Genomic DNA, 24,057 nt, shown 5'->3' on the forward strand with positions numbered 1-24,057 from the left:
CTCCCGTCCGCGCTCACGAGCCGTCAGGCGCGGGTCGCCACGAGAAGCGCCGCGACCGTGCCGAGGACGAGGAATGGTCCGAACGGCAGGCTCGCGGACCAGCGCACCCGTCCCGCCACCAGCAGACCGACGGCGACCAGCGCGGACAGTCCGCATGCCGCCAGCAGGCCGAGGACCGGGAAGGCCCACCCGTACCAGCCGAGCAGCATCCCCGCGCCGACCGCTAGCTTGGCGTCGCCGAGGCCGAAGCCGCGCCGACCGAGCAGCACCGTCGTGGTGGCGAAGAACAGCCCGAGGGCGGCCCCGGCGCCGATCGCCCGCAGCCAGGGCGCGACGCCCGCGCCGGTCAGCGCCGCGACCCCGAGCAGCAGTCCGGTCCCGACCGTGGCCGGGGTGGTGAACCGGTCCGGCAGGCGGTGCACGGCCACGTCGACGAAGACCAGCGGCACCATCCACCCGAGCCACCAGGCCGTCGCCACCAGTTCGCCGAGGGGCGCTCCGACCAGCGCCAGCACCGCGACGGCGAGGACCACGACGACCTCCACGGCGCCCGGCGGCGGGCCGACCCGACCACGGCACCGCCCGCACCGGGCGGCCGGACCGAGCGCCGGCCACGGGCGGGCCAGGTCGATCGGCGCGCCGCAGGCGTCGCATCCGCTCCGGCTCGGAGACCACGACGGTACGGCGTGCCGCAGCGCCGCGAGGCGGAGCGGGGGCGTGACCGCGAGGGCCGCCCAGGGGTACGACCGACGCGGGGTGCGGGCGGTGGGAGTGCGGGTCGGGTCGCTCGTCACCATGCCGGCTTCCCCCCGAGCCGCACTCCCACGGACACGCAGCGTAGTTTCGGGGACGGACTTCGGTAACGGGCATCGGCGGGTCCACCCCGGACCCCGGCACGAGCGAACGGGACGCCCGGCTCGTGCGGGCGTGGCCCGGCGGCGGCGATCGGCCCGCTCCACAGACCCGGACGGCCGAGGGGCAAAGCGGACAGGACCCACCGTTCGGGTCGGACCGACACCCCCTGCCCGCACCGGAACCGGCCCGACCGAGGCCCCCCGTGCCGACCGCCCGGTACACCTCCGCACATCCGCCGGACGGCCTGCCGCAACCTGCCCGCAACCATGCCCACCACCGCCCTTCATCACGCAGAGTATTCAGATGAATTGCCTCTGTTGCATCGGCGGGCGTCAGCCTATGCTCGCCCCTTGGGTGTGATGCAACCCACGACGAACCGACAGGACGAAACAGGAAATCTCCTGCGAGAAGATCTGTAACGGTAAATGCGGAAGCGCACGGGGCGGGTCCGGATGTGTTCATTCGGCCGCGCTTCCGCATGCCCGCCGGCCGCCACGACGCGGCCCGGGTCGCCACTGAGGAGGCACGACAGTGCGAGGACGGCAGCTTCGCCGGTGGTCAACCTGCCTGGTCGTGGCCGCGACGGTCGCTTCCACCACGGCCTGCGGCGCCGGTGACGAGACGTCCACCGGCACGACGGCCGTCGAGGCCACGCCCGCCCGAACCGACCGTAAAGCCGACGTACGCGCAGCGGAAAAGGCAGCTCTGGCCGCCTATTCCGGATATCTCGCCGCCTCCCGCGAGGCGAGCAGTCGCAGCGACCCCCATCTCGCGGAACTGTCGGCGTTCCTCGCCGATCCGCTGCTCACGCGGGTTCGGTTGACGATTCGGACGGCGAGACAGCACGGCGCCGTACGCACCGGGAAGCTGGTCTCCGACCCCACCGTGGTGGCGGTGGACCTGGCCGCCGTCCCGCCGACGGTGGAGATCCAGGACTGCCTCGACGCGACCGGCTACCAGCTCGTGTACGCGCGGAACCGGAAGGTCGTCCCCGGCACCCGGGGCAGCCGGCACCTGGCCACCGCGACAGCAACCCGCTATCCCGACGGCCGCTGGTTGATCAGCGCCGGCGTCGCCCACGAGGACCAGCCGTGCTGACCCGGCGGGGACGGCGGGGAGTGTCCGTGTTCGCCTTGGCGGCGCTGCTGGCGACGACGGTCGGCGTGCCCGCGCTCGCCGATCCGCCCGGTGCGGAGTGCCCACCGGGCCAGAGCGACTGCAACGTCTGGGACGACGACCCGGGCGACCCCGGCGACCCCGGCGACCCCGGTGGCGGTGACGGCGGCGGGAACGACGGCGGCGGTGGCGGCGGCGCGAAGTGCCAGTGGAACGGCCGCACGATCCCCTGCTACGACGAGTTCCTCGGCTGGTTCGACAACGGCTCCGGCTGCTACTTCAAGCTCGCCGAGCCGCAGCCGGCCGAGCCGCCCGACGGCCAGCAGTACTACGTGAAGACCTGCAACGGCGGGGACCTCGGCGAGCAGGACGTCGTGCTGCTCGACGACCCGCCGCCCGGCTTCGGCGCCCCGCCGGACCCGGAGGAACTGGCCCGCCGGGCGCTGGCCTCGATCTCGCTGCTCCCCCCGCGGGTGGCGGTCGCGCCGGACAAGGACAAGGGCCCCGGCCTGGTCGGCCTCCCGGTCTGGATGTGGGCCAGTCCCGGCGCGAACTACTTCGGGCCGATCCGTGCCTCGGAGTCCGAGCGGGGTCTGACCGTCACCATCGAGGCGAACGTCGACCGGATCGAGTGGCACATGGGCAACGGGCACCGGGAAACCTGCACGGGTCCCGGCACGGCGTACGACCCGCAGGGCCCGCACGCCGGGAAGAAGTCCCCGACCTGCGGCTACGACAGCGGCTACACGAAGGCCGGCACGTACCGGGTCTTCGCCACCACGTACTGGACCGTGCGCTGGTGGGCCGACGGCGTGGAGGGCGATCCCCCCATACCGCAGACCAGGACCAGCAACGCGGCGACGATCCGGATCAACGAACTTCAGGTGGTGGCGGAGTGAGCCTGGCGACGCGCAACGGAACCGGACCGGTGGACGCCCCGGTCACCCCACCGAAGGTGGTGCGGCAGCGCCGGATGCGGCCCGGGCTGCTCGGGCTGGCCGTACTGCTCATCGCCCTCGGCGGGCTGGGCGCGGCGTTCGCGGTGACGTCCGTCCGCGCCACCGGCAGCTACCTCGCGGTGGCCCGGCCCGTGGAAGTGGGCCGCGAGATCGGGGCGGACGACCTGATCACCGTCCAGGTGGCCGGCGGTCGAGGTCTGTCGCCGGTGCCCGCCGGGCGGCTCGACGACGTCGTCGGCAAGCGCGCCGCCGTGGCCCTCGTGCCCGGCACGCTGCTCACCGACGACCAGCTCACCGACGACCCGCTGCTCGGCCCCGGTCAGCAGCAGATCGCGCTCGGGCTCGACCCGGCGGAGATCCCCGCCCGCAAGCTGCACCCCGGCGACAAGGTGCTGCTGGTCAGCACCCCCGACGACAAGGACGGCAGCTCCGCCGGCACCGCCACCCGGTTCGCCGCCACCGTCATCGACACGGCGGCCACCGGCAACGCCGACGAGTCGGTGGTGTACCTGGCGCTTCCCGTCCGGGACGTACCGGCCGTGGTGGCGCTCGCCGCGCAGGACCGGATCGCGGTCGTCCTCACCGGGGCGGCCTGAGCATGGCGATCATCGCGCTGGTGTCGGCGAAGGGCTCCCCCGGCGTCACCACCTCGGCCCTGGCCTGCGCGCTGAGCTGGCACCGCCGGCTGGTGCTGGTCGAGGCCGACCCGTCCGGCGGGTCGATCCTCGCCGGCTACCTGGGCGGCACGCTCGACGGGCCCCGGGGCATCGGCGAGCTGGCCGTCGGGGAACTGCGCGACGGCAACCTGGAGAGCGCCTTCTGGTCCCAGCTCGTCGACCTGGACGCCCCGAAGCGGGAACGCCTTCTCCTGCCGGGCGTGGTCGACCCCGCCCAGGCCGGCAGCGTCGTGCCGCTGTGGCAACGGTTCGCGGACTTCTTCACCGCCCTCGACCGGGGCGACCCCGCGTACGACGTGCTCGTCGACTGCGGCCGGTTGCACGTTCCCGGCCCGCCCTGGCCGGTCCTGCGTGCCGCCTCGGTCGTGCTGCTGGTCAGCGGCGCGCGGCTGCCGGACCTCTCCGGCACGAAGGCGATGGTGCGGGCGATCGAACGGGACTTCGCCGAGCACCGGGTGCCACCCGGCACGCTGCGGCTGCTGCTGGTCGGCGAGGGGCACTCCGACGGTGAGATCAGCCGCGCACTCGGCGTACCGGTGATCGGTCGGCTGCCGCGCGACCCGCGTACCGCCGAGGTCCTCGGCGTGGGCGGCACCGTGCGGGCCGGACGGCCGTTGATGCGCGCGGCCGGGGCGCTGGAGGTGCCGGTGGGATCGCTGCTGGACCGGCGGCGGGCCCGGCTGGCCTGGCCGGTGACGCAGGGGGTGCCGGATGCGGTTTGAGCCGGTCTCCACCGATCCCCGCCGGCAGGCGCCCACCGCCACCTCCATCGCGCCGCCGCTGGCCCCGCCGAACGGTCGCCACCACCACGCCGCCGTCGCCCCGGTGCCGGCGGTCGCACCGCCGCCCGAGCCGCCGCCCCGCCGGGTCGACTTCCAGGTGGTACGCGAGCTGCGCCGGGAACTGAGCGAACGGCTCACCCTCTGGCAGCGCGGTCGGGAGTTCGACGCCGACGCCGAGGACGTCGAGCGGGCCCGGCTCGCCGTGGCGGTGGTCTCCGAGTACGCCGACGCGATCCGCCGCGCCGGCACCCCGATGGCCGCCGGCGAGGAACGACTCCTGCTCGACCAGGTCACCGCCGAGCTGGCCGGGCTCGGCCGGCTCCAGACCCTGCTGGTCGACGACACCATCGAAGAGGTCCACATCCTCGGCTGCGACCAGGTGCGGATCACCCGGCACGGCGGGGGCGTGGACTGGGTCGACCCCATCGCCGACAGCGACGACGAGCTGGTGGAGATCCTCCAGGCGGCGGCCCGCCGCGCCGGGGCCACCGAGCGTTCGCTGTCCACCTCCAAGCCGACGCTGGACCTGCAGCTGCCCGACGGCAGTCGGCTCGCCGCGGTGTTCCTGGTCAGCCACCGCCCGTACGCGGTCATCCGGAAGCACAACACCCTCGAGGTCTCCCTCGACGACGTCGCCGGGGCCCGGGGTGACCTGGACGAGATGATCGATCCACTGCTGCGCGACTTCCTGCGCGCCTCGATGCGGGCCGGTCTCAACATCATGGTCGCCGGGCTGGCCGGTGCCGGGAAGACCACCGTCATCCGCGCGCTGATGAGCGAGATCCCGCCCGACGAGCCGTACGTGCTGCTGGAGGAGAGCCGGGAACTGCTCCCCGCCCGCCGGGGGCACCGGCACCGGGCGGTCATGAGCTTCGAGGCCCGGGAGGGCCACGGCGAACGCGGGATGGACGGGCGGCCGGCGGGTGAGGTGAGCATCGCCGACCTGATCCCCGTCTCACTGCGGATGGGTGTGCTGCGGATCATCGTCGGCGAGGTCCGGTCCCGGGAGATCGTGCCGATGCTCCAGGCCATGACCACCAGTCGGGGATCGATGTGCACGATCCACGCCCGTACGCCCGGCGGGGTCAGCGAGCGGATCATCGAGCTGGCGCTGGCGCACGGCCGGGAGATGACCGTGGACCAGGCACGCCGGATGGCCGGCAACGCGCTCGACCTGATCGTCTACGTCACCGTCGAGGACGAGACCGCGATCGGCGGCCGGAAGCACCGTTTCGTGTCGCACGTCGAGGAGGTCATCGGCGTCGGCGACAACAACCGGATCGTCACCACCACGGTCTTCGGTCCCGGACCGGACGGCCGGGCGGTGCCACGCCACCTGCCGGAACGGATCCGCGCCCAACTGCTCCGGGTCGGCTACGACGCCCGCCTGCTGGGCCGGTGGATCGAGGCGGGCACCGGCGCCTGGCGGCGGCCCCGACAGACCCGTCTCGGACGGCGGTGACCGGTGCCGGACAACGTGGAACTCGTCGCGGTGCTCGCCGGTGCGGCCTGCGTGGCCGGGCTGATCCTCGCCGTCGTCGCGATCGTCGGCACCAGCCGCCCGCCGGGCCCCGCCCCGGGTGCCGGCAAGGGCGTCGAACGACTCTGGAGGGGTTCCGGCGCCACTCCCCGCGAGCAGCGCGCCCACCAGGCGCTGTTGGTCGGCGCGGTGGTGGCGGGCGCGCTGGCGTTCCTGATCACCGGCCTGCCGGTGGTCGGCCTGCTGGTGGCGATCGCCGTGCCGGGCACCCCGTGGCTCTTCTCCGTCGGCAAGGAGGAGCAGCGGGCCATCGCGCGCATCGAGGCCGTCGGTGAGTGGACCCGCCGGCTCAAGGACGTCTCCGCCACCGGCCAGGGCCTCCAGGCGGCGATCACCGGCACGGTGGCCACCGCGCCGGAGGAGATCCAGGAGGAGGTACGGCTGCTCGCGGCCCGCCTCCAGGCCGGCTGGCTCGCCCGGCCGGCGCTGCTCGCCTTCGCCGACGAGATCGGCGACCCGGTCTGCGACCAGGTCGTGGCGGCGCTGATCCTGCACCTCACCGACCGGGGCGAACGCCTTGGCGACGTGCTGGGCTCGATCGCCGCCGCGGCGGCGACCGAGGTGGCCACCCGGCGCGAGGTCGAGGCGAAGCGCACCCAACCCCGGTTCGCGGTCCGCTTCCTCACCGGCATGACCCTGGCCACCGTCGCGTACGGGCTGATCAACGTCGAGTACGTCCGCCCGTACGGCACGCCCTTCGGGCAGGTGGTGATGGCGGTGCTCGGCGCAGCCTTCATCGGCCTGCTCGCCTGGGTCCGGTCGATGAGCCAGCCCCAGCGCCCCGCGCGTTTCCTGCCGGCACCGGACCTGCAGGAGGTGGTCGCGTGAGCGCGAGGAACGCAGCGCAGCGGAGTCCCGCCGTCGCGATCGAAGGACGGCTCCGATGATCCTCAACTGGCATCTGGCCGTCGCCGTCGTCGGTGGGGCGGCCGTCGGTCTGGGCGTCTTCCTGGTCGTCCGGGAACTGGTGCCGGCGACCCCGGCGCTCGGCCCGGCGCTGCGCCGGCTGCACCAGCCACCCGGGACCTCCGGCGAAGCGCCGGCCGGACGGCAACTGGAATGGCTCACCGGGCTGTCCCGGTGGCTGCGACCGCCGCACCGTCAACTCGCGCTGATCGACCAGACTCCCGAGCGGTACGCGCTGTCGCTGCTGCTCTCCGCCCTGATCGGGCTGGCCGCGCCGACCCTGCTCGGCGTCACGCTGCTCGCCGTCGGCGTACGGCTGCCGGTGGTGGTGCCGGTGCTCGGCAGCCTCGGTCTGGCACTGGTCTGCGCGCTGTCCGCCCACCGGTCCGTGATCATCAGGGCCGACCGCGCCCGGGACGAGTTCCGCGCCGCCATCTGCACCTACCTGGACCTGGTGGCGTTGCAGCTCTCCGCCGCCCACGGGCCGGTGCAGTCGCTGGAGCGGGCCGCGGCGGTCTGCGACGGCTGGGTCTTCGACCGGATCCGGGAGTCCCTGCGGATCGCCCAGATGCAGATGCACTCGCCCTGGGACGAGCTGCGCGACCTGGCCGACCGCATCGGCATCCCGGAACTGGGCGACGTGGGCGCGATCATGCGCTCCGCCGGCAGCGAGGGCGCGCAGGTGCACGAGACGCTGCGCAGCCGCGCCGATTCCCTGCGGGACCAGATCCGCACCGACAACCTGACCCGGGCCGAGGGGGTGACGAGCCGCCTGGACATCCCCGGGTCGCTGCTCGTCTTCGTCCTCCTCGGCTTCGTGATCTACCCGTTCATCGCCCGCCTGTGAAACCCCGAGAGAAGGAGCACGCCATGTCCGTCATCCACTACGTGCACGCCACGCTGGCGGCACGCCTGGCCGAGCTGCGCCGCGACGGCGAGCGGGGCGACAGCCCCGTCCCCACCGCGGTCATCATCTTCGGCCTGGTCGCCGTCGCCATGGCGGTCACCGCCGCCGCCCTGGGCGCGGCGAACGACTGGATGAGCAACATCCCGAAGCACCAGGACCCGAAGTAGAAGCCTGAACCGTGATCCACGCAGTCATCACCGCGGGGCGCCGGGCGGCCACGACCGCCGTCCGGCGTCTCCTGCCGGCCGCCGTACGGCGGCGGCTCCGGTCCGGCGACGACCGGGGCGCCAACCCGGTCGAGCTGGCGGTGACGATGCCGGCGATCCTGGTGCTGCTCTTCGCCTCGATCCAGGTGGCCGCCGTGTTCGTGGCGCGCTCCACCGCCCTGAACGCGGCGCAGAGCGGGGTCAACGCGCAACGCGTCTACCAGGCCCCGCCCGGCGCCGGCACGGCCCGTGCGACCGGCTTCCTCACCGCCGCCGGTGGCTGGTTGGTCGGCTGGAAGTCCCCCGGCCCGAGCTGCGTCACCGAGGTGACCGAGGTGACCTGCACGGTCACCGGCCGCGCGCTGTCGATCGTCCCGGGGGTCGACTTCGCCGTGACGCAGACCGCGCACGGGACGAGAGAACGGTGGACGGTGCCATGAGGCGTACCGCCGACCGGGGTGCGGTCTCCATCGAGGTGGCGGTCCTCGCCCCGGCGTTCGTCGCGCTGATCGTGCTGGGCGGCGTGGCGGGCCGTACCGCAGTGGCGGCCGAGGCGGTCGACGCCGCCGCGCACGACGCGGCCCGCGCCGCATCCATCTCCCGGAACGCGGCCACCGCCCGTGCCGAGGCCCACGACGCGGCCGGCAAGCAGCTCGAATGGAAGGGCCTCAACTGCACGGGTACGCCTCAGCTGACGTTCGGCGGATCGGTGGCCGGCAGCCCGGCGAGCTTCGACGACGCGTTCGACAGTCCGGCGGGGCAGGAGGCCTCGGTCACCGTCCGTATCGCCTGCACCGTCTCCTACGAGGACATGAAGCTCTCCGTGCTGCCCGGCATGCAGCTGTCGAACGAGGTGTCGGCGAGCTTCACCTCGCCGCTGGACCGCTACCGGAGCCGGGGATGACCGCCCGCCGCGCGGCGTTGACGCGTCACCACCGCGACGACGGCCGGGTGAGCGTGTTCCTGGCGGTGGCCGCCGTCGGCGTCCTCACGATCATCGCGCTCGCCTTCGACGGCGCCGGGCAGTTGCGCACCCTGCAACGCGCCGACAATCTCGCCGCGGAGGCCGCCCGAGCCGGTGGCCAGTCGATCGACCGGGCCACCGCGATCGAGGGCGGGCCGAAACGGATCGACCAGCCACAGGCTCGCCAGGCCGTGGCCGACTACCTCACCGCCGCCGGCTCCACCGGCCACACGGTCACCTTTCCGGTGGTCGACGGCGAGACGCTCGTCCAGGTCGACGTCACCGTCACCTATCAGCGATCCCTGCTCGGCCTGGTCGGCTTCAACCGGACGGTCACCGTCTCGGGCCGGGCGACCGCGCGCGCACTCACCGGGGCACCGTAGGAAGGAAGGCAGTCATGACCGCATCGGGTGGGTCCGTCGTACGGCGGACCGGACGCGTCCTCACCGGACTCGGCGCACTCGTCGTGCTCTGCGGGGTGCTGGTCGGCGCCCCGGTGGCGCTGCTGACCCTCGCGGGCAACCCGCTGCCCGACCATGTGCCCACGCTGGCCGAGGTCGGCACCACGCTGACCAGCCGCGACGACGGCCAGCTGTTCCTGCGCGCACTGGCGCTGGCCGGCTGGTTCGGCTGGGCGACCTTCGCCCTGTCCGTCCTCGTCGAGCTGGGCGCTCAGACGCTACGCCGGCCGGCACCCCGGCTGCCCGGGATGGGCCGGCAGCAGCGGGCAGCCGCCGCGCTGGTCGGATCGGTCGCGCTGATCATCGCGGCCAGCCCCGCGGCGGCGAGCGCGGCCACCCTGGCCGGCCCGTACGCCCTGCCGGCGCCCACCGCGGTCACGCACGTCAGCGCCGCGGGTCCCTCCACCGCGTACGCGGCACACACCGGACTCGTCACGCGGCCGGTGACCGCCCCCGCTCCGCTCGCGCAGACCGCACACGCCGCACCGGCCGGCGCGCCGGACGGTGCCGCGCCGGTCTACCGGGTGGCGAAGGGCGACCACCTCGGCGCGGTCGCCGAGCGCTACCTGGACCGGTTCGGCGACTACCGGGAACTGGCCGAGTTGAACCGGCTGGCCGACCCGGACCGGATCCGCCCCGGGCAGTTGCTCCGGCTGCCCACCGAGGCACACGACCAGGGTGCCCGCTCGCACGCCAACGGCCGCCTGGTGCCCGGGCCCGCCGCTGAACGGCCGGCGAAGCCCGCACCGGCCCGGCCCGCACCGTCCGCCGAACCGGACGCTCCGCAGCAGGTGTCCCCCGCACCGCCGGCGGCCGACCTGCCGGACGAGGCTCCGGAGGGGTCCACCGGCCGGGGGACCGACGACGACGGCCCGGTGATGACGGTCGGCGCGGCCCGGCCCGGCGACCCCGACCGGGTGAACCGGCCCCTCGCGATCTCGGCGGTCCTGGCCGTGTCGAGCATCGTCGGCGCGCAGATCGGCGCGGTCCTGGGTCTGCGCCGTCGTCCCGGTGTGGCGCGAGCCGGCGCCAACTCCGGTGCCGGCAGGGTGCCGCAGGACGTACCGGTCGGCCGGCACCGGCGCGGCTGAATCAACCTCGGCCCGCACCGGCGCGGCTGCACCGACCTCGGCCGGCAGTATCACGGCCGGTCGACGCCGAGTCGGGTCGAGGATCCCGGCCGGTGCGGCCATAGCTCGTTGCTCTCATACCTGTCCGTCATATTCATGACGGACAGGTATGAGAGTCGAAAGCGATGCGGGCACCAAAGGGCGCGCCGCCACCGCGATCAGCGGCCGAAGGCAGGGGACCGGTCAGGGGATGCGGGCCTCCACCACGCCGTCCACGACGCGGGTCGACAGGATCTGCTGGTCGTTGGCGGACGGTCCGTGGACGACCTCGCCATCGTCGAGCCGGAACGCGCTGCCGTGCCACGGGCACACCACGCAGTCGTGCCCGTCGATCCGCTGGACCTCGCCCTCACCGAGCGGACCGCTCTGGTGCGGGCAGCGTTCCAGCATGACGGTCACCTCGTCGCCGTGCCGGTAGAGGATCACCGACACGTCGTCGATCTCGCGGGTGACCAGCTTCCGCTCCGGCAGCGCGGTCATGTCGGCCACCGGGTGCCAGCCGTCGCTCATCCGGTGCAGCTCGGAGATGCTCTGGTTGACCTGCGCGCCCTGCTTGTACGCCAGGTGCCCGCCGATGTACGCGCCGGTGCTGGCCGCGGTGAGCCCGAGCCAGCCCAGCGTGCGACCGAGGGTGTGCCGCCCGCTCAGTCGCGCGGCCACCGAGCCGGCGTAGAACGCCAGGCCGACGCTGTTCGACGCGGCGTGCACGAGCCCGATGCGGCGCTGGTCGCGGGAGAGCGCGGCCCAGTCGTTGAGGCCGGCGACGGCCGCCGGCACGGCGCTGACCGTGCCGAGCACGCAGAGCGTGGTGGCCGCCCGACGCTGTCCCGGCATCAGGTCCAGCACCGCCGTGCTGATCCAGGCGCCGACGGGGACCTGCACCATCGCCGGGTGCAGCGGGTGCCCCAGCCAGACACCGTGCAGCAGGTCGCGCACCCGCTGTGGACGGAGGGTGGCCTGGACCACCTTCTGCAACCGGTCGCCGACCCGGTCCAGGCTGGAGGCCTGCTCGATCTTCGTCATGAGTGCTCGCACGAGTACCGACTTCCCGGTACGAGCAGGAGCAAACCGACCTCGGGGGACGGATACCACCATCGGGTGATCGCCGGGCTACCGCGTCCCCTCCGCCGGCCGCCAACGGTCGTGGTGGACCGCCTCGGCCAGCGGGCGGTCGCGTCGCCAGCCGTGCCGCACCAGGTCGGGGACGGCTTCGAGGTGGGTGACCGGGCCGAGGCAGAGCCAGGCGACCGGGCGTACGCCGTCGGGGATGCCGAGGAGTTCGGCCAGCCACGGTTCCCGGTAGAACGACACCCAGCCGACGCCGAGGCCCTCGGCGGTGGCGGCCAGCCAAAGGTTCTGGACGGCCAGGCAGGCCGAGTAGAGCCCGGTGTCGGCGATGGCGTGCCGGCCCAGCACGGCGGGGCCACCCCGCGCCGGGTCGTACGTGACGACCACCGACAGCGTCGACTCCAGCACGCCGTCGATCTTGATGCGGCTGAACCGCTCGGCGGCCGCACCGTCGAGGGTGGCGGCGAAGGTCGCCCGCTCGGTGTGGACGTGTTCGTGGAAACGGCGGCGCAGGTCCGGGTCGCGGACCACGACGAAGTCCCACGGCTGGGAGTGACCGACGCTCGGCGCGGCGTGCGCGGCGGCCAGCACCCGGTGCAGGGTGTCGTCGGGCACCGGCGCCCCGGTGAACTGACCGCGTACGTCCCGACGGCGGTGGATGGCGTCGTACAGATCCATGGCAGGCTCCCGCTGCGTTCGGCCCACGCCGACGGCGTGGGCACCGGACGCGAGGCCGGTCTTCGGACTCCCGGATCGTCGCCTGGCCGTCCGCCTTCCCAGCCGGTCGGCCAGTGGCTGCGCTGTCGCGCGTGGACGGTGGCTCCCCGGTCACCGCGGCGGGCCCGTGCCGGATTCGCACCGGCTTCCCGATTCTCCCCGCTCGCGCGGGGCACCTCACATGATCGTGCCGACGCCGATGCTAACCGCACCGGCGGGGCCTGGCGTGCCGGGTCCGCCGCGGGCATGCTGTCCCGATGGGCGTACGCGTCGAACGTGCCGCAGGGGTGACCACGGTGATCCTGGACCGGCCGGCGGCGCGCAACGCGGTCGACGGGCCGACCGCCCGCGCGCTCGCCGACGCGTTCCGCGCGTTCGAGGCCGACCCGGACGCGGCGGTCGCGGTGCTCTGGGGCGCCGGTGGCACGTTCTGCGCCGGAGCGGACCTGAAGGCGATCGGGACCCCGAGCGGCAACCGCGTCGAGCCGGACGGGGACGGTCCGATGGGCCCGACCCGGATGGTGCTGTCCAAGCCGGTGATCGCGGCGATCTCCGGGTACGCGGTGGCCGGTGGGCTGGAGCTGGCGCTCTGGTGCGACCTGCGGGTCGCCGAGTCCGACGCGGTGCTCGGGGTCTTCTGCCGGCGCTGGGGGGTGCCGCTGATCGACGGGGGCACCGTCCGGCTGCCCCGGCTGGTCGGCGAGAGCCGGGCCATGGACCTGATCCTCACCGGCCGCGCCGTGCCGGCCGCCGAGGCGTACGACATGGGGTTGGTGAACCGCCTGGTCGCGCCGGGTGAGGCGCGGGCGGCGGCCGAGCGGCTCGCGGCCGAGATCGCCGGGCATCCGCAGACCTGCCTGCGCAACGACCGGTCGGCGGTCCTCGCCGGCGCCGGGTTGCCCGAGGCGGAGGCGCTCGCCACCGAACTGGCGTACGGGCTGGGGTCGCTGGCCACCGACGCGGCCGCCGGTGCCGCGCGGTTCGTCGCCGGCGCCGGTCGGCACGGCGCCGGTACGGGCTGAGCCGGGCCGGCACGGCGCGCCGGCCCGGCACCCGGCGTCAGCTCAGGTCGCGGACGGCGTCGCCGATGGCCCGGTGGAAGGTCGGGTACGCGTAGATCATGTGCCGGAGCTGGGCCAGCGGTACGGCCGCGTGCACCGCCACCACCAGCCCGGACAGCACCTCGCCGCCGGCCGGGCCGACCGACGTGGCGCCGATGAGGACGCCTTGGTCGGCGTCCGCGACCACCTTGATGAACCCGTCGGCCCGGTGGATCCAGCCCCGTGTCGACGACGACAGCTCGGCGAAGCCGACCTGCACGTTGATGCCGCGCTCCCGGGCCTGGTGCTCGGTGAGCCCGACCGCGCCGACCTCCGGGTCGGTGAAGGTGACCCGGGGCAGTGCCCGGTAGTCCGCAGGCGGCACCGTGCCGGCCGGCCCGCTGGACCCGTTCGCGCCCACCGCGCTGGCCGCGCCCATCGCCCCACCCACCGCGCTGGCGGTGCCGCTGGGGTCCGGGCCGCGTGTGGCGCGCCGGGCGTGGTCGAGGAGGTCGGCGACGACGATCGCCGCCTGGTACATGGCGATGTGGGTGAAGGCGCCCTCGCCGGTGACGTCACCCACCGCCCACAGCCCGTCGGCGACGTGCAGCCGGTCGTCCACCGGCAGGAAGCGCTGCCTGGCGTCGATGCCGACCGTGTCCAGGCCCAGTTCCTCCAGGTGGGCCCGGCGACCGGTCACCACCAGCAGCCGCTCGGCGGTGAACGTCTCGCCACCGGCGCCCCGCAGGGTGAAGCCCTCACCGTCGTGGTCGACCCGGGCCGCCTTGACCCCGGTGTGGATTTCCACCCCGTCCGTACGCAGCGCCGCGGCGACCACCTCGGACGCCTCCGGCTCCTCGACGGCCAGGACCCGGTCCAGCGCCTCCACCACCGTCACCCGTACGCCGAAGCGGGCGAAGACCTGGGCCAGCTCCAGCCCGATCGCGCCGCCGCCGAGCACCAGCAGCGACCCGGGCAGCTCCTCGACCTCGATCGCCTGGTGGTTCGTCCAGTAGGGGGTGTCGGCCAGCCCGTCGATCGGTGGCACGGACGGCCGGGTGCCGGTGCCGAGCACGATCCCGTGCCGCGCCTGGAAGACCTGGTCGCCGACCCGTACCCGGCCGGGCCCGTCCAGCCGGCCGCTGCCGCGTACGAACCGGCCGCCGCGCCCGGTGAACCGTTCCACGGCCACCCGGTCGTCCCAGGTGTCGGTCGCCTCCTCGCGGATCCGCTTCGCCACCGGCGCCCAGTCCGGCCGCACCTCGGCGGTACCGGCCAGCCCGTCGACCCGGCGGGCCTCGGCGATCGCGTTGGCGGCCCTGATCATCATCTTGCTCGGGATGCAGCCCCAGTACGGGCACTCCCCGCCGACCAGGTCCCGCTCGACGCCGACGACGCTCAGGCCGGCCTCGGCGAGCCGACCGCCCACCTCCTCGCCACCGACGCCCAGCCCGACGACGACCACGTCCACGATCTCCGGCTCCGTCATGCGGTCAGCATTCCGCAGTGCCCGGCGCCGTGCCAGCGATTCGCCCGGTGGAATCCGCGCGACGGGCCCGGCCGGGGACCCTACGGTTGCCGCATGTCCGCACGCTTCGCCGCCGTCCACGACCGCTTCCACGACCTGCTCGCCTCCGGTCGCGAGACCGGTGCCGCCCTGGCGGTCGACGTCGACGGCATCCCCGCCGTCCGCCTCACCGGAGGTGCGGCCGACACCACCCGTCCCTGGCGGCCGGACACGCTGGTGGGCGTCTACTCGGTCGGCAAGCCGGTGGTCGCGCTCTGCCTGCTGACCCTCGTCGACCGGGGGCGGGTCGACCTGGACGAGCGGGTCGCCGTGTACTGGCCGGGCTTCCGTACCCCCGCCACCGTCCGCCAGGTGCTCACCCACACCGCCGGGCTGCCCGCCTTCCCGGTGCCGCGACCGGCCGAGGCCGTCGCCAACTGGGACCTACTCTGCGCCGACCTCGCCGCCGCCGACGGTGAGTGGGAGCCGGGCTCCGTCGCGGCCGAGCACGCCTGGACGTACGGGCACCTGGTGGGCGAACTGGTCCGGCGGGTCGACGGCCGACCGGTCGGACGTTTCCTGGCGGAGGAGATCGCCGGCCCGTGGCGGCTGGACCTCGGCTACGGGCTCGACGAGGCGGATCAGCTCCGCTGCGCCGACCTGCGGTACGGCGGGCCGGAGTGGCCGCGCCTGGCGGCCGGCGCACCTGGCTCGCTCCGCGCCCGTGCCGTGGGCAACCCGGCCGGTGGGCTGGACCTGTCGGTGCTGAACAGCCCGTTGTGGCGGGGCACCGAGGTGCCCGCGGTCAACCTGCACGCCACCGCCGACGCCCTGGCCCGCCTCTACACCGGCCTGCTCGCCGGCGGAACGCTCGACGGCGTACGCCTGTTCTCCGCCGACCTGGTGACCGAGGCGACCCGGGTCCAGTACGACGGTGACGACCTGCTGCTGAACCGGCGTACCCGGTGGACGCTGGGCATGCAGTGGGAGCCGGACGGCAGCTGGGGCATGGGCGGCCTCGGGGGCAGCTCGGCCTGGGCGGACCCGGAACGCGGCTACACCTTCGCGTACACCACCGCCCACCTGGCGGACCACGACCGGGTGGACGAGCTGGTCGAGGCACTGCACTCCTGCCTGTAGACGGGGACGCGCGAGCCGGGGCGCACGTTAGGAAGGGGCCCTTCTACAACGCCAGGCGTTAACGGGGGGCCCTTCCTTACACCTCAGCGGAGCCAGACGGGGTTGCTGTCGGGGGCGGTCAGCGGGGGCGGGTAGTCGAGGGTGCCGCGGAGCTGGTCGGGCAGTCGCCAGGGCTGGTGGACCGCCTTGCCCTCGACACCCGCCAGCTCGGGCACCCACCGCCGGACGTACGCGCCGTCGGGGTCGTACCGTTCGGCCTGCCGGACGGGGTTGAAGCCCCGGTACGGACGGGTGTCGTTGCCGGTCCCGGCGACCCACTGCCAGTTGCCGGAGTTGTTGGCCACGTCTCCGTCGAGAAGCCAGCGGAAGAAGACCGCGACACCCGGCCGCCAGTCGAGTCGGAGGCTCTTGGTGAGGTACCCGGCGGTGATCAGCCGCGCCCGGTTGTGCATCCAGCCCTCGGCGCGCATCTGCCGCATGCCCGCGTCGACGATCGGGACTCCGGTACGCCCCTCGGTCCAGGCCGCGAGGGCGTCCTCGTCGTACCGCCAGTCCTCGTCGGCCCCACGCCGGTACGCGGCGACGGAGATCTCCGGGAACCCGGCCGTGACCTGGTAGTAGAAGTCGCGCCAGCAGATCTGCCGGACGAAGGGCGAGTCGCGGTCCCCGGCGGCGTCGGCGACGGTCAGCGGGGAGAGGCAGCCCCACCGCAGGTACGGGCTGAGCCGCGAGGTGCCGTCACCGGCCATGTCGTCGTGCAGGTCGTCGTAGTCGGGCAGGGTGGGCAGCCACTGCTTCAGCCGACGCCGGGCCACGTCCTCACCGCCGACGGCGGTGTCGGGTGAGTCGCCGGTCGGCGGCTCGGGCAGCCGTCCGACGGTCACGCCGTCGGGCAGGCTGACCCGGCGGGGCGCGGCCAGCTCCTCGCGCCAGGACTGCCGGGACCAGGCCCGGTGGTAGGGGCTGAACACCCGGTAGTGGTCGCCGCCGCCGGGGCGCAGTTCGCCCGGCTGCACGACGGTGAGGCCCGGGAACAGGCGCAGGGCCAGCCGGTGCCGCTCGCACTCGGCGCGCAGCCGGCGCTCCCGTCGGCGGGCGTACCGGCTCACGTCGGCGGACAGGGCGACGCCCTGCGCGCCGACCTCGCGGGCGAGCTTCACCGTCTCGGCGACCGGGTCGCCCCGCCGAACGACCAGGTCGCCGCCGAGGCGGCGCAGGGCCTCCTTCAGCGCCGCCAGGCTCTGGTGCAGGAACCGGGTGCGGTTGGGCGACAGCTCGGCCAGCGCGGGGTCGAGGACGTACAGGGGGACCACCCGGTCGAAGGCGGCGCAGGTGGTCGCCAGCGCCGGGTGGTCGTGCACCCGCAGGTCGCGGGTGAAGAGCACGACGGCGGTACGCGCGCTCCGCTCGGTCACGGGCTCGGCGGCCCGGGCACCACCACCGGAGTGCCGGTGGGGGTGAGCAGGGCACGGGCGGCCACCGCCATCCGCCTTCGCTGCGGCACGAGCGCACGGTCGACGAAGACGTCGTAGTCCTGGGCGGCCACCTCGTCGAGGATTCCGCCGTAGAGCGCGTACGCGGTGCGCATGCAGGCCTGCGAGGCGGGCGCGAGCAGGGTGATGCCGGGGGCGGCGGCCAGGTAGTGCGCCTGCGCGCGGGTGACCTCGTACCGGATCAGCTCGCGGATCGGCTCGGTGGTGCGGCCGGCGGCCCGCGCCCGCGCCAGGTCCGCACGGGTGACGCCGAACCGGTCCATGTCCTCGTCCGGCAGGTACGTCCGGCCCCGGTCCAGGTCCTCGGCCACGTCGCGGATGAAGTTGGTGAGCTGGAAGGCGAACCCGAGCTGACGGGCGGGTTCCCGGGCGGCTGCCGGGTCGGAGCTGCCGAGGATCGGCAGCATCATCGTGCCGATGACGGCGGCGGAGCCCTCCATGTAGTCGAGCAGGTGGTCGTACGTGCGGTACGAGCTGACCGTCAGGTCCATCGCCATGCTCTTGAGGAACGACGCAAAGTCGTCCCGGTCGAGATCGAAGATGGCGATCGTGTGCAGGACGGCGGGGAGGAGCGGGTCGTCGACCGGCTCCCCGTGCAGTCCGGCGATGAACCGCCCGCCCCAGTCGTCGAGCCGGGCCGCGCGCTCGGTGGGCGGCAGGTCCTCGGTCCGGTCGACGATCTCGTCCGCATAGCGCGTGAAACCGTACAAAGCATGCACATGGCGCCGTTTCCAAGCGGGGAGCAGGCGGGTGGCGAGATAGTAGGTCCGGCCATGACGTCTGTGCAGTTGGCGGCAGCGCTCATAGGCAGCGGTGAGATCCGTGTCCACCGGCCCTCCTCAATTATCGACGCACCAATCGACGCAACTCGTAACCCTAGGGTACGCTCGCCGACATGGCCAACGACGCAGTTGCGGGTAATGCGCTCCGCGTGCCGCCGGCGGGGCCGACCGACGGGGACGATCCGGTCCGCGCGGTCCTGGCCGCTTACACGAAGGACCTGGTCAGAGCGGTCGACGACACCCTCGCCGGTTTCCTGGCCACCGAGGTCGCCGCCCTCAGCCGGATCGACGCGGCGATGGGCGGATTCGCCGCGACGGCGAGCGACTACGTCCTGGGCGGCGGCAAGCGGGTCCGCCCGACGTTCGCCTACTGGGGCTGGCGCGGCGTGATCGGCAACGGCGACCCGCTGCCCCCGGTGCTGCCCGCCCTCTCGGCCCTCGAACTCCTGCACACGTTCGCGCTGGTGCACGACGACGTGATGGACGCGTCCGCCACCCGCCGGGGCCGCCCCACCGCACACGTGGCGCTGGCGGCCCAGCACACCGCCGCCGGTCACCGCGGCGATCCGGACCGCTTCGGTGAGGCGGTCGCGGTGCTGATCGGCGACCTCTGCATGGTCTGGGCCGACCGGCTGTTGTCCCAGGCCACCCTTCCGCCGGCCCGCCTGCTCGAGGTCCGCCGCTGCTACGACCAGATGCGCGTGGAGACCATCGCCGGGCAGTACCTCGACGTGCTCGGCGAGAGCGACGCGGCGAACTGGTCGGTGGACCGCGCGCTGCGCGTCGCCCGCTACAAGACCGCGAGCTACACCGTCCAGCGCCCGCTGCTCTTCGGCGCCTGCCTGGCCGGCGCCGACCCGGAGGGGCCGCTGATCTCCGCGTACAGCCGCTACGGGCTGGCCGTCGGTGAGGCGTTCCAGCTCCGCGACGACCTGCTCGGCGTCTACGGCGACCCGGAGACCACCGGCAAGCCGGCCGGCGACGACCTGCGCACCGGCAAGCCCACCACGCTGCTCATGCTGGCCCGGCAACTGGCCACTCCCGCCCAGCGGCGGGCGCTCGACGGCGCGGGCGCCGAGGCGACCGATCAGAGGATCACCCGGCTCGCCGGGGTGGTCGCCGACACCGGGGCGGTCACCCGGGTGGAACGGATGATCGACGACCGGGTGGCCGAGGCGCTGGCCGCGCTGGGCACCGCACCGCTCGACGAGACGGCGCGCACCGCGCTGACCGGCCTCGCCACCGCCGCCACCCACCGGCGTTCATGATGGGCAGTCTCGAGAAGGAGGTGGCGTCGTGCGCACCGTGAACGGACGGACCGACCGGGTGGTGGTCGTCGGCGCGGGTCTCGGCGGGCTGGCGTGCGCCCTGCACCTGGCCGGCAGCGGCCGGCAGGTGACCGTGCTGGAGCGCGAGTCGGTGCCGGGGGGACGGGCCGGCCGGCTCAGCGTCGACGGGTACGAGTTCGACACCGGCCCGGTCGTGCTGACCGTGCCGGACCTGATCGCCGAGGCGCTCGGCGCGGTCGGCGAGGAGCTGGACGACTGGCTCGACCTGACCCCGCTCGACCCGGCCTACCGGGCGTACTACCCGGACGGGTCGACCCTGGACGTCATCACCGACACCACCCGCATGGCCGCCGAGATCGCCAAGGTCTGCGGCCCCCGGGAGGCCGACGGCTACCTGCGCTTCGTGGACTACGCCCGCAAGCTGTGGCAGCTGGAGCGGGCCGACTTCATCGAGCGGAACCTGGACGCGCCGACCGACCTGCTCACCGGCAACCTGCTCAAACTGCTGGCCAGCGGCGCGTTCCGGCGCATGCAGACGAAGATCAACCAGTTCTTCCGGGACCCGCGCACCCAGCGGATCTTCTCCTTCCAGGCCATGTACGCCGGCCTCGCCCCGCAGGACGCGCTGGCCATCTACACGGTCATCGCGTACCTCGACTCGGTCGCCGGTGTCTTCTTCCCACGCGGCGGCATCCACGCGCTCTCCCGGGGAATGGCCGGCGCCGCCGAGAAGCACGGCGTGCAGATCCGGTACGACACGACGGTGGCCCGGGTGGAGACCTCCGGCGGCCGGGCGACCGGCGTGGTGACCGCCGACGGCGAGCTGATCCCGGCCGACGTGGTGGTGCTCAACCCGGACCTGCCGGTCGCCTACCGCGACCTGCTGCCCCCGGCCCGCCAGCGCAAGCTCACCTACTCGCCGTCCTGCGTCGTCCTGCACGTGGGGTCGAAGCAGGGCTATGACAAGATCGCCCACCACAACATCCACTTCGGACGCGCGTGGAAGGGCACCTTCGATGAGATCATCCGCCGTGGTGAGCTGATGAAGGATCCGTCGTTGATGGTGACCAACCCGAGCCGGACCGACCCGTCGGTGGCGCCGGCCGGCCGGCACACCTACTACGTCCTCGCCCCGGTGCCCAACCTCGACCGGGCGCCCTTCGACTGGCGGGGCGACCTCACCGAGCGGTACGCCGACCAGCTCATCGGCACGCTGGAGGAGCGCGGCTACGTCGGCTTCGGCGAGGGCGTCGAGGTGCTGCGGGCCATCACCCCCGCCGAGTGGGCGGAGCAGGGGATGGCCGCCGGCACGCCGTTCGCCTCCGCGCACAGCCTCTTCCAGACCGGCCCGTTCCGCCCGTCCAACCTGCACCGCTCGCTGGAGAACGTGGTGTTCGTCGGCTCGGGCACCCAGCCCGGCGTGGGCGTGCCGATGGTGCTCATCTCGGGCAAGCTCGCCGCCGGCCGCATCACCGGGGCGACCCGGTGACGTACCGGGAGAAGCACCTCGTCGAGCTCGTCGACGACGCCGGGCAGGCCGTGGGCGAGATGACCGTCTCGGCCTCGCACCAGCCACCGGGCCAGCTGCACCGGGCCTTCTCGGTGCTGCTGGTCGACCCGGCGGGCCGGGTGCTGCTCCAGCGCCGCGCCGCCGTCAAGACGCGCTTCCCGCTGCGCTGGGGCAACTCGTGCTGCGGGCACCCCGCTCCCGGCGAGTCGCTGGCCGAGGCGGCCAACCGTCGGCTCCACGAGGAGCTGGGCGCCGGCCCGGTGGAGCTGACCGAGGTCGGGGTGTACATCTACTACGCCGAGGACCCCACCACCGGGCGGGTCGAGTTCGAGTACGACCACGTCCTGCGCGGGAACGTGCCGGCCGACCTACCGATGCGACCCGACCCGGACGAGGTGGCCGAACTCCAGTGGGTCGACCCGGTCGCCCTGGAGGCCGACCTCGACGCCGACCCCTGCTCGTACGCACCCTGGCTGGGCGGGGTGGTGAACCGGCTGCTGCGACCGTCGGGCCCGGCCGTCGCAGCGCCCGACCTGCCCCAGAATCCCTCCCGGCTCCCGGCCGACGACGCGGCGGAGCGGTCGGGTGGCCGATGAGGCGCTGAGCGCCGGAGCCGTCGCCCGGCGGCTCGGAGTCGCCGTCACCACGCTGCGTACCTGGCACCAGCGCTACGGGCTCGGTCCGAGCGAGCACATCCCCGGGCACCACCGGCGCTACACCCCGGCCGATCTCGCGCGCCTGGAGATCATGCGCCGACTCACCGCCGAGGGGGTCACCCCCGCGGAGGCAGCCCGCTGGGCCCGTCAGGCGCCGGACGCCGTACCGCCGGAGACCGGCCGGACGCGGGCCCGCCCCGCCGGCGCCCGCGACGGCGGCGGCCCTACGATCCCCGTCGGCCGCGCCGGGCCGGCGGCCCGTGGTCTGGCACGTGCGGCCATGCGGTTGGACTCCGTCGCCATCAGCGAGACGATCATGCGCACCGTCGAGGCCGACGGCGTCGTGGCCACCTGGGACGGGCTGCTGCGTCCGGTGCTCGTCGGAATCGGCGAACGACACGTCGCCACCGCCGGCCTGATCGAGGTCGAGCACCTGGTCTCCCGGTGCGTCTCCGAGGCGCTGGCGGCGGTCGCCCGGAGCGCCGCCGTCCCGGGCCCGGCCCGCCTCCTGCTCTCCTGCGCCGACGAGGAGCAGCACAGCCTGCCCCTGGAGGCGCTCGCCGCCGCCCTGGCCGAGGTCGGCGTCGCGTACCGGATGCTCGGCGCCCGGGTGCCGATCGCCGCGCTGCTCGAGGCGGTCAACCGCACCGGTCCGGCGGCCGTCGTCGTGTGGTCGCACACCCGGGCCACCGCCGATCCCGGCCAGCTCACCGCCCTGCTGGCCGCACCCCGACGGCCACTGCTGGTGCTCGCCGCCGGGCCCGGATGGCGGGCCGACACGCTGCCCGCCGGAGTCGTGCGCCCGGTCGACCTCGGCGAGGCGGTCTCGCTGGCCGTGGCCGTACGCGACTCGCTGGACCAGTCGACGGCGGACCAGGGCGGCGGTCGAGGGGTGCCGGGTCGGGACGCGGTCCGCTAGCGTTCCGGGGGTCCGCCGACCCCGACCCCCTTCGGGAGCGACATGCGCCTCCGCGCTCTCCTCGCGTACGGCCTGGCCCTGACCCTGTTGGTTGCCGGCTGCGGCGGGGCCGACGGCCCCGGCACGGCCGGCGGTGGCCCCGCACCGGTGGCCTCCGGCGCCTTCCCGGACGAACCGCCCGCGTCCGCGACGCCCCGGCCGACCCGTGCCGTCCCGACCCGGCCGGCGCTCCGCCCGCTGCCGGCCAGGCTCCCGGCCGGCCTGCAGCGCACCTCCGGGGTACGCGCGGTGGCCCTGACCTTCGACGACGGTCCGGACCCGGTCTGGACGCCGAAGGTCCTCGACGAGCTGAAGGCCGCCGGGGTCACCGCCACGTTCTGCGTGGTGGGCAACGAGGTGACACGGCACCCGGAACTGGTCCGCCGGATCGTCCGCGAGGGCCACCAGCTCTGCAACCACAGCTGGCACCACGACTTCGACCTCGGCCGCCGGCCGGTCGCCGAGATCCAGGCCGACCTGGTGCGCACCAACCAGGCCATCCGCAAGGCGGTCCCGCGGGCGAAGGTGCCGTTCTACCGGCAGCCGGGTGGCCGGTGGACGCCCGAGGTGGTGGCGGTCGCGAAGAAGCTCGGCATGCGGTCGCTGCACTGGACCGTCGACCCGCAGGACTGGGGGAAGCCGACGGCCACCACCATCGCCACCCGCGTACGCGTCGCCGCCCGGCCCGGTTCCGTCGTCCTGCTGCACGACGGGGGCGGTGATCGGGCCGCCACCCTGACCGCCTGCCCCGGCCTGATCGGCGACCTGAAGCGCCGGTACGGCATCGCCCGACTCCGGTAGATGCCACTTGACCTGCGATTTTGTAGATCGTTGTGGCTGGGGCCATACCGGTTTGGTCGGGCGGGCGGGCATCACGTATGCTTTCCAAGCCTCCGGCGGGGCCGGATGGGAGCAAGTCCGCTTGAAGTTGCGAATGTGCAATGATGGCGGGGCCGCCCTCATCGTCTAGCGGCCCAGGACGCCGCCCTTTCAAGGCGGTAGCACGGGTTCGAATCCCGTTGGGGGCACGATCCGGCTTCGGTCGGAGGCAACAAAGCTAGGTCCTGTGGAGCAGTTGGAGTGCTCGCCGCCCTGTCAAGGCGGAGGTCGCGGGTTCAAGTCCCGTCAGGACCGCAAGCGCTGACGCCGCGCCTACACCGCGCGGCGTTCTGCGTATCGGAGCGTGCAACCCTCCGGGTGGAGAGTCGACCCTTTGGGTAGCATGAGCCGAGCACCACGGCCAGGTAGCTCAGTTGGTACGAGCGTCCGACTGAAAATCGGAAGGTCGGCGGTTCGACCCCGCCCCTGGCCACATAGCCTTTCGCCGGGCTACAGCAACGCCGATCAGCGGAAACGCCGGTCGGCGTTTTGCTTTGTGCGGGGGCTGCCGATCC

The 24,057-nt window shown here is 74.0% G+C and carries 25 protein-coding genes, 3 tRNA genes and 1 riboswitch; of the genes, 22 read left to right on the forward strand and 6 right to left on the reverse strand.

The features are described from left to right. Positions 1–23: 23 nt before the first annotated feature. Entirely contained in the window at positions 24–797 is a 774-nt protein-coding gene (locus ACTMSW_RS20855; RefSeq protein WP_441182318.1) for a prepilin peptidase, read from the reverse strand. 589 nt (positions 798–1,386) lie between these two features. Between ACTMSW_RS20855 and ACTMSW_RS20860 the strand changes: the two genes are divergently transcribed. The 12 genes from ACTMSW_RS20860 (at position 1,387) to ACTMSW_RS20915 (ending at position 10,464) form a co-directional block, all read left to right on the forward strand. After that, on the forward strand, positions 1,387–1,953 hold the full coding sequence (locus ACTMSW_RS20860) for a hypothetical protein (RefSeq protein ID WP_441182319.1): 567 nt from the start codon (positions 1,387–1,389) through the stop codon (positions 1,951–1,953). Further along, the gene (locus ACTMSW_RS20865) at positions 1,947–2,870 is read left to right on the forward strand and encodes a hypothetical protein (RefSeq protein WP_441182320.1); all 924 of its coding nucleotides are present in this window, start codon (positions 1,947–1,949) and stop codon (positions 2,868–2,870) included. The genes ACTMSW_RS20860 and ACTMSW_RS20865 overlap by 7 nt, the downstream gene beginning before the upstream one ends. Beyond that, positions 2,867–3,526, forward strand: coding sequence for an SAF domain-containing protein (locus tag ACTMSW_RS20870; protein WP_441182321.1), 660 nt, complete (start codon positions 2,867–2,869; stop codon positions 3,524–3,526). Before ACTMSW_RS20865 ends, ACTMSW_RS20870 begins: the two co-directional genes overlap by 4 nt. Before the next feature lie 2 nt (positions 3,527–3,528). Continuing rightward, entirely contained in the window at positions 3,529–4,329 is an 801-nt protein-coding gene (locus ACTMSW_RS20875; protein ID WP_441182322.1) for a ParA family protein, read from the forward strand. Beyond that, on the forward strand, positions 4,319–5,851 hold the full coding sequence (locus ACTMSW_RS20880) for a CpaF family protein (RefSeq protein WP_441182323.1): 1,533 nt from the start codon (positions 4,319–4,321) through the stop codon (positions 5,849–5,851). The genes ACTMSW_RS20875 and ACTMSW_RS20880 overlap by 11 nt, the downstream gene beginning before the upstream one ends. 3 nt (positions 5,852–5,854) lie before the next feature. Beyond that, a complete protein-coding gene (locus ACTMSW_RS20885; protein WP_441182324.1) occupies positions 5,855–6,757 on the forward strand; it encodes a type II secretion system F family protein in 903 nt (300 codons plus the stop codon). A gap of 58 nt (positions 6,758–6,815) precedes the next feature. Next, complete coding sequence (locus ACTMSW_RS20890) at positions 6,816–7,682, forward strand: type II secretion system F family protein (protein ID WP_441182561.1); 867 nt, start codon at positions 6,816–6,818, stop codon at positions 7,680–7,682. Positions 7,683–7,705: 23 nt separating this feature from the next. Continuing rightward, positions 7,706–7,909 (forward strand): hypothetical protein, encoded by a 204-nt coding sequence (locus tag ACTMSW_RS20895; protein ID WP_441182325.1) that lies wholly within the window; start codon positions 7,706–7,708, stop codon positions 7,907–7,909. A 71-nt stretch (positions 7,910–7,980) separates the two neighbouring features. Continuing rightward, positions 7,981–8,388: a TadE family protein gene (locus ACTMSW_RS20900; protein ID WP_441182562.1), complete on the forward strand. Its 408-nt coding sequence runs from the start codon at positions 7,981–7,983 to the stop codon at positions 8,386–8,388. Beyond that, on the forward strand, positions 8,373–8,852 hold the full coding sequence (locus ACTMSW_RS20905; RefSeq protein WP_441182326.1) for a TadE/TadG family type IV pilus assembly protein: 480 nt from the start codon (positions 8,373–8,375) through the stop codon (positions 8,850–8,852). The genes ACTMSW_RS20900 and ACTMSW_RS20905 overlap by 16 nt, the downstream gene beginning before the upstream one ends. Then, complete coding sequence (locus ACTMSW_RS20910) at positions 8,849–9,295, forward strand: pilus assembly protein TadG-related protein (protein WP_441182327.1); 447 nt, start codon at positions 8,849–8,851, stop codon at positions 9,293–9,295. The genes ACTMSW_RS20905 and ACTMSW_RS20910 overlap by 4 nt, the downstream gene beginning before the upstream one ends. Positions 9,296–9,309: 14 nt before the next feature. Beyond that, the gene (locus ACTMSW_RS20915; protein ID WP_441182328.1) at positions 9,310–10,464 is read left to right on the forward strand and encodes a LysM peptidoglycan-binding domain-containing protein; all 1,155 of its coding nucleotides are present in this window, start codon (positions 9,310–9,312) and stop codon (positions 10,462–10,464) included. 222 nt (positions 10,465–10,686) lie between these two features. Here ACTMSW_RS20915 and ACTMSW_RS20920 read toward each other — a convergent pair whose 3' ends face one another. Together ACTMSW_RS20920 and bluB are read right to left on the reverse strand one after the other, a co-directional pair. Further along, on the reverse strand, positions 10,687–11,526 hold the full coding sequence (locus tag ACTMSW_RS20920) for a Rieske 2Fe-2S domain-containing protein (RefSeq protein ID WP_441182329.1): 840 nt from the start codon (positions 11,524–11,526) through the stop codon (positions 10,687–10,689). 87 nt (positions 11,527–11,613) lie between these two features. Next, entirely contained in the window at positions 11,614–12,249 is a 636-nt protein-coding gene (bluB, locus tag ACTMSW_RS20925) for a 5,6-dimethylbenzimidazole synthase (protein WP_441182330.1), read from the reverse strand. A 36-nt stretch (positions 12,250–12,285) separates the two neighbouring features. Continuing rightward, positions 12,286–12,483, reverse strand: a riboswitch (cobalamin riboswitch). A gap of 62 nt (positions 12,484–12,545) precedes the next feature. On the opposite strand from bluB, the gene ACTMSW_RS20930 reads away from it, so the two are divergent. Beyond that, positions 12,546–13,310: a crotonase/enoyl-CoA hydratase family protein gene (locus tag ACTMSW_RS20930; protein ID WP_441182331.1), complete on the forward strand. Its 765-nt coding sequence runs from the start codon at positions 12,546–12,548 to the stop codon at positions 13,308–13,310. Positions 13,311–13,347: 37 nt separating this feature from the next. Here the strand turns inward: ACTMSW_RS20930 and ACTMSW_RS20935 are convergent, their stop codons facing one another. After that, a complete protein-coding gene (locus tag ACTMSW_RS20935) occupies positions 13,348–14,817 on the reverse strand; it encodes a dihydrolipoyl dehydrogenase family protein (protein ID WP_441182332.1) in 1,470 nt (489 codons plus the stop codon). 93 nt (positions 14,818–14,910) lie between these two features. Here ACTMSW_RS20935 and ACTMSW_RS20940 point away from each other — a divergent pair, with 93 nt between their 5' ends. Beyond that, on the forward strand, positions 14,911–15,975 hold the full coding sequence (locus ACTMSW_RS20940) for a serine hydrolase domain-containing protein (protein WP_441182333.1): 1,065 nt from the start codon (positions 14,911–14,913) through the stop codon (positions 15,973–15,975). Positions 15,976–16,058: 83 nt separating this feature from the next. Here the strand turns inward: ACTMSW_RS20940 and ACTMSW_RS20945 are convergent, their stop codons facing one another. Together ACTMSW_RS20945 and ACTMSW_RS20950 are read right to left on the reverse strand one after the other, a co-directional pair. Then, positions 16,059–17,390 carry a cryptochrome/photolyase family protein gene (locus tag ACTMSW_RS20945; protein WP_441182334.1) on the reverse strand — a complete coding sequence of 444 codons (1,332 nt, stop codon included), beginning with the start codon at positions 17,388–17,390 and terminating at the stop codon, positions 16,059–16,061. Next, a complete protein-coding gene (locus ACTMSW_RS20950) occupies positions 17,387–18,298 on the reverse strand; it encodes a phytoene/squalene synthase family protein (RefSeq protein WP_441182335.1) in 912 nt (303 codons plus the stop codon). The genes ACTMSW_RS20945 and ACTMSW_RS20950 overlap by 4 nt, the downstream gene beginning before the upstream one ends. 65 nt (positions 18,299–18,363) lie before the next feature. Between ACTMSW_RS20950 and ACTMSW_RS20955 the strand changes: the two genes are divergently transcribed. From ACTMSW_RS20955 to ACTMSW_RS20990, 8 genes are all read left to right on the forward strand, one after another. After that, the gene (locus tag ACTMSW_RS20955) at positions 18,364–19,518 is read left to right on the forward strand and encodes a polyprenyl synthetase family protein (protein WP_441182336.1); all 1,155 of its coding nucleotides are present in this window, start codon (positions 18,364–18,366) and stop codon (positions 19,516–19,518) included. Positions 19,519–19,546: 28 nt separating this feature from the next. Beyond that, the gene (crtI, locus tag ACTMSW_RS20960) at positions 19,547–21,028 is read left to right on the forward strand and encodes a phytoene desaturase family protein (protein ID WP_441182337.1); all 1,482 of its coding nucleotides are present in this window, start codon (positions 19,547–19,549) and stop codon (positions 21,026–21,028) included. Beyond that, positions 21,025–21,645, forward strand: coding sequence for an isopentenyl-diphosphate Delta-isomerase (idi, locus tag ACTMSW_RS20965; protein WP_441182338.1), 621 nt, complete (start codon positions 21,025–21,027; stop codon positions 21,643–21,645). Before crtI ends, idi begins: the two co-directional genes overlap by 4 nt. After that, on the forward strand, positions 21,635–22,624 hold the full coding sequence (locus tag ACTMSW_RS20970) for a MerR family transcriptional regulator (protein ID WP_441182339.1): 990 nt from the start codon (positions 21,635–21,637) through the stop codon (positions 22,622–22,624). Before idi ends, ACTMSW_RS20970 begins: the two co-directional genes overlap by 11 nt. Before the next feature lie 42 nt (positions 22,625–22,666). Further along, complete coding sequence (locus ACTMSW_RS20975; protein ID WP_441182340.1) at positions 22,667–23,464, forward strand: polysaccharide deacetylase family protein; 798 nt, start codon at positions 22,667–22,669, stop codon at positions 23,462–23,464. Between the two features lie 154 nt (positions 23,465–23,618). Then, positions 23,619–23,691, forward strand: a tRNA-Glu gene (locus ACTMSW_RS20980). 32 nt (positions 23,692–23,723) lie between these two features. Continuing rightward, a tRNA-Asp gene (locus ACTMSW_RS20985) sits at positions 23,724–23,797 on the forward strand. Between the two features lie 104 nt (positions 23,798–23,901). Continuing rightward, positions 23,902–23,975: transfer RNA gene (locus ACTMSW_RS20990), tRNA-Phe, on the forward strand. Positions 23,976–24,057 lie beyond the last annotated feature (82 nt).

Origin of the sequence: Micromonospora sp. BQ11 (genome assembly GCF_052068135.1) — a bacterium.
Classification (GTDB): Bacteria; Actinomycetota; Actinomycetes; order Mycobacteriales; family Micromonosporaceae; genus Micromonospora.

Bases quoted from the DNA above. Each gene is read 5' to 3' on its own strand.
- ACTMSW_RS20855 (WP_441182318.1), bottom strand. From the start codon at position 797: ATGGTGACGAGCGACCCGACCCGCACTCCCACCGCCCGCACCCCGCGT.
- ACTMSW_RS20875 (WP_441182322.1), top strand. From the start codon at position 3,529: ATGGCGATCATCGCGCTGGTGTCGGCGAAGGGCTCCCCCGGCGTCACC.
- ACTMSW_RS20880 (WP_441182323.1), top strand. From the start codon at position 4,319: ATGCGGTTTGAGCCGGTCTCCACCGATCCCCGCCGGCAGGCGCCCACC.
- ACTMSW_RS20895 (WP_441182325.1), top strand. From the start codon at position 7,706: ATGTCCGTCATCCACTACGTGCACGCCACGCTGGCGGCACGCCTGGCC.
- ACTMSW_RS20910 (WP_441182327.1), top strand. From the start codon at position 8,849: ATGACCGCCCGCCGCGCGGCGTTGACGCGTCACCACCGCGACGACGGC.
- ACTMSW_RS20915 (WP_441182328.1), top strand. From the start codon at position 9,310: ATGACCGCATCGGGTGGGTCCGTCGTACGGCGGACCGGACGCGTCCTC.
- ACTMSW_RS20920 (WP_441182329.1), bottom strand. From the start codon at position 11,526: ATGACGAAGATCGAGCAGGCCTCCAGCCTGGACCGGGTCGGCGACCGG.
- bluB (WP_441182330.1), bottom strand. From the start codon at position 12,249: ATGGATCTGTACGACGCCATCCACCGCCGTCGGGACGTACGCGGTCAG.
- ACTMSW_RS20930 (WP_441182331.1), top strand. From the start codon at position 12,546: ATGGGCGTACGCGTCGAACGTGCCGCAGGGGTGACCACGGTGATCCTG.
- ACTMSW_RS20935 (WP_441182332.1), bottom strand. From the start codon at position 14,817: ATGACGGAGCCGGAGATCGTGGACGTGGTCGTCGTCGGGCTGGGCGTC.
- ACTMSW_RS20940 (WP_441182333.1), top strand. From the start codon at position 14,911: ATGTCCGCACGCTTCGCCGCCGTCCACGACCGCTTCCACGACCTGCTC.
- ACTMSW_RS20955 (WP_441182336.1), top strand. From the start codon at position 18,364: ATGGCCAACGACGCAGTTGCGGGTAATGCGCTCCGCGTGCCGCCGGCG.
- ACTMSW_RS20975 (WP_441182340.1), top strand. From the start codon at position 22,667: ATGCGCCTCCGCGCTCTCCTCGCGTACGGCCTGGCCCTGACCCTGTTG.